The organism is Spirillospora sp. NPDC049652 (genome assembly GCF_040675125.1).
Taxonomy (GTDB): domain Bacteria; phylum Actinomycetota; class Actinomycetes; order Streptosporangiales; family Streptosporangiaceae; genus Spirillospora.
In genome coordinates this window covers 1-2,415 of the sequence record NZ_JBFAOF010001030.1, presented here as the reverse complement: position 1 = coordinate 2,415, position 2,415 = coordinate 1, and the positions used below count along the sequence as shown (strand labels likewise).

The window sequence follows — 2,415 nt, the reverse complement described above, 5'->3', positions numbered from 1 at the left end:
GCCCACGGCCGTGACATCCGGCAGCGCACGCGCCGGACCGAGCTCCCGCCAGCACTCCCGGCCGCACCAACCAGAGCGGCGCAACCGCCCCCGCATCCGCGACGCGCGGGACGGCCGTCGGCGAACTACCCGCCGCAGAGTGCCCACGGCCGTCACGTCAGGCAGCTCACGCGTCCGCGCGAACTCCCCCGGCACTCCCGGCCGCGCCGACCAAAGCAGCGCGTCCGCGTCCGCGACGTGCAGGATGGCCATCGCGTTGCCGCACGTCTCGGCCTGCGGCAACGAGGGATCGCTCGGGGACGGACGAGGGGCAGGGGCAGGGCTCTGGGAGGGGCGGGAGGGCTCAGGCTCGGGAGACGCCGTGGTCGCGGTGCTCGTCGTCCGGGTCCTTCGGGACGCGGCAGGCGTACTCGAGGAAGTAGGCCGCGCCGACCAGGACGAGGGCGGCGAGGAACGTGCCGCCGCTGACGAAGAAGTCCTGGCGGGGGGTCGCCTTGTCGAGGTTGTCGCCGAGGCTGAGCGCGAAGCCGCCGAAGATGCCCGCGAGGACGGCGGCGGCGTGCGCGCTGGCCTTGCCGAGGGCGGCCATCCTGGCGGCGACGATCGGCTCGACCGGCTTCAGGTCGCTGCCCGGTTTGCGGCGGATGCGGCGCAGCAGGTTGACCCCGGTGAACGCCTCGCCGAGGGCGAGCAGCAGCAGCGTCGGCACGGCCGTCCACGGCAGCACCGGCAGCGACAGGTAGGCGGCGCGCAGCACCACCCAGGTGATCGCCGCGGGGACGATCACCAGGGTGGCGAGCAGGGCGGGACGGGACGGTCTCATGCAGGCGGCTGGAGGCTCAGGTCGTCGCGGCGGCGCACCGCGTCCGGTCCGCCCGCGCGCACCGCTTCGGCGGCGAGGTCGCCCACCCGGCCGTGGCTGCCGAGCAGCACGTCCGGCTCGATGTCGGCCCACGGCACCAGCACGAACGCCCGCTCGTGCGCACGCGGGTGCGGGAGCGTGAGCTGCGGCTCGTCCAGCTCGACATCCCCGAAGATCACGATGTCGATGTCGAGGGTGCGCGGCCCCCACCGGACCTCGCGGACGCGGCGCATCGAGTTCTCGATGTTGAGCACGCGCTCCAGCAGGTTCTCCGGAGGCAGCCGGGTGTCGGCGACCAGCACGATGTTCAGGTAGTCGCCCTGCTCGGGGAGCTCCTCGCCCTCCGGCGCGAACGGCGCGGTCTCGTACACCGGCGACAGCGCCACGTAGTCGAGGCCGGGCGCGTCGAACAGCGCGTCGACGGCCTCCTGGATGTTGTCCAGGCGGTCGCCGAGGTTGCTGCCCAGCGACAGGACGACGCGGTGCGACACGAGCATGTGGCCGCCCGTGGCGGTCCGGTCGGGCATCTGGTCCGGCTTGTGGTCGGACGCTGTCATGGGCGACTCCTCCTGATCCTCACGGCGACGTCCGCGAACGGATGCGGCACCGGAGCGGCGGGCTTGTGCACGGTGACGTCGGCCTCGGCGACGTTCGGGTCCTCCAGACAGATCTTCGCGAGCCGGTCGGCGAGCGTTTCGATCAGGTTGACGGGTTCCCCCTCCACCACGGCGACCAACCTGCTCGCGAGCGATCCGTAGTCGACGGTACGCGAGAGATCATCGCCCTCGGCGGCCGGGCGGGTGTCCAGCCCGAGCGAGACGTCCACCACGAACTCCTGGCCCAGCTCACGCTCGGCGGGCAGGCATCCGTGCCGGCCGCGGGCCCGCAGCCCGCGCAGTTCGATCCGGTCCAGGCTCATTCTTCCTCTGTCGTGCTCAGGATGGGTGAACCGTGGTGGAGCAGCAGCCGCCAGCGCGCGCCGTCGCGGACGAACACCTTGCTGGCGACGATGCTCCCGCCGGCGAGGAAGCCCGTCTCGGTGTCCTCGTCGGCGGTGAGGACGTTCTCCTTGCACGTCACCACGGCATGGTCGCCGTAAACGTCGATCTCCACGTCCGTCAGGACGAACTGGATGTAGCTGGTGTTGGCCATGATCAGCGCCCAGGAGCGCAGCACCTCGTCGCGGCCGCGCAGCATCGGCCAGCCCGGATGCACGCACACCAGCGCCCCGGCGTGCTCGCCGTCGGCCCACACCGCCGACATCTTGTCGTAGTCGCCGACCTCGAACGCGGTGTAGAACTCGGCGTTCGCCTCCTCGACCGCCTTCACGGCCCGCGCGTCCCCGCTCACCAGGGCCCCGCATCGCCAGAAGACTCCCGAGCACCACGAGGCGCCCCCTCACCCCCAGGCCCCACCCCAGTCCCGGAGCTCGCATCGGACGCGCGGCTCACATCGGCGCCGGGGGTCTGGCGGGTCGTGTGGGCCTCGATGGCGGCGGCCATGCGGACGGCGTCGGCGTTGGGGCGGACGCGGTGGACGCGGATGCACCAGGC

5 protein-coding genes are annotated in these 2,415 nt (G+C 72.5%); all 5 read right to left on the bottom strand.

The features are described 5' to 3' along the window. A partial coding sequence (locus AB0J52_RS36435; protein ID WP_500187465.1) for a hypothetical protein occupies positions 1-282 on the bottom strand: 282 nt, incomplete at its 3' end. 61 nt (positions 283-343) lie between these two features. Next, positions 344-823 carry a DUF3180 domain-containing protein gene (locus AB0J52_RS36430; protein ID WP_500187464.1) on the bottom strand — a complete coding sequence of 160 codons (480 nt, stop codon included), beginning with the start codon at positions 821-823 and terminating at the stop codon, positions 344-346. Further along, complete coding sequence (gene folK, locus AB0J52_RS36425) at positions 820-1,419, bottom strand: 2-amino-4-hydroxy-6-hydroxymethyldihydropteridine diphosphokinase (RefSeq protein ID WP_500187463.1); 600 nt, start codon at positions 1,417-1,419, stop codon at positions 820-822. Before folK ends, AB0J52_RS36430 begins: the two co-directional genes overlap by 4 nt. Beyond that, positions 1,416-1,781, bottom strand: coding sequence for a dihydroneopterin aldolase (gene folB / locus AB0J52_RS36420; RefSeq protein WP_500187462.1), 366 nt, complete (start codon positions 1,779-1,781; stop codon positions 1,416-1,418). Before folB ends, folK begins: the two co-directional genes overlap by 4 nt. Further along, entirely contained in the window at positions 1,778-2,212 is a 435-nt protein-coding gene (locus tag AB0J52_RS36415) for a nuclear transport factor 2 family protein (RefSeq protein ID WP_500187461.1), read from the bottom strand. The genes folB and AB0J52_RS36415 overlap by 4 nt, the downstream gene beginning before the upstream one ends. Between the last annotated feature and the right edge of the window lie 203 nt (positions 2,213-2,415).

Bases quoted from the DNA above. Each gene is read 5' to 3' on its own strand.
- AB0J52_RS36430 (WP_500187464.1), bottom strand. From the start codon at position 823: ATGAGACCGTCCCGTCCCGCCCTGCTCGCCACCCTGGTGATCGTCCCC.
- folK (WP_500187463.1), bottom strand. From the start codon at position 1,419: ATGACAGCGTCCGACCACAAGCCGGACCAGATGCCCGACCGGACCGCC.
- folB (WP_500187462.1), bottom strand. From the start codon at position 1,781: ATGAGCCTGGACCGGATCGAACTGCGCGGGCTGCGGGCCCGCGGCCGG.